At 74.8% G+C, this 591-nt stretch carries 1 protein-coding gene; it reads left to right on the top strand.

The window, feature by feature from the left end:
* Positions 1-557 (top strand): vWA domain-containing protein (locus AC5LUJ_RS16020; protein ID WP_493465211.1); only part of this gene is annotated, 557 nt, incomplete at its 5' end.
* Positions 558-591 lie beyond the last annotated feature (34 nt).

Here is a 591-nt window from a genome sequence, read left to right as displayed (position 1 = left end):
CCGCCGAGCCGTTCCGGCGGACCCGCCGCCGGCCCAGCCCAACCCCGCCGCTGCGGATCGGGATCGCCTGCGACACCTCCGGGTCCATGACCGCGTTCACCGGCCCGGCTGCCTCCACCGCCTGGATCTGCGCCCGTGCCGCCAGCCTCGTCCCCACCGACACGGCCACCGCCACCGTGCTCTTCGGCCGCTACGTCCACCCGCTGACCTGGCCCGGCCGCGCCCCGGCCCAGGTCACCGACTACCAGGCCGCCGGCTCCGACGAGGCGTTCACCCGGGCCGTCGACGCCCTCGATGCCGCCGTTGAACTCACCCGCCCCGGTGCCGCCCGCCTCCTCATCGTCCTCTCCGACGGGATGTTCTACGAGCAGGAACGCCGCACCGGCCAGCAGCGGATCGACCGGCTGGCCGCTGCCGGCTGCCGGGTGCTGTGGATCGCCCCGGCCGACCGCGCATACCCCATTAACAACGCCCAGACGATCGTCCTCACCGACCCGGCCACCACCATCGAGATCATCGCCCGGGCTGTCACCCGCACCCTGGCCACCACCGGCTGAACCCACCCGGCCCGGCCAGCAGCCCCACCCCGGC

It is taken from the genome of Protofrankia sp. CiP1_Cm_nod3, assembly GCF_982290655.1.
Note: the sequence above shows the minus strand (reverse complement) of the source record. Positions and strands in the feature narration are given on the sequence as shown.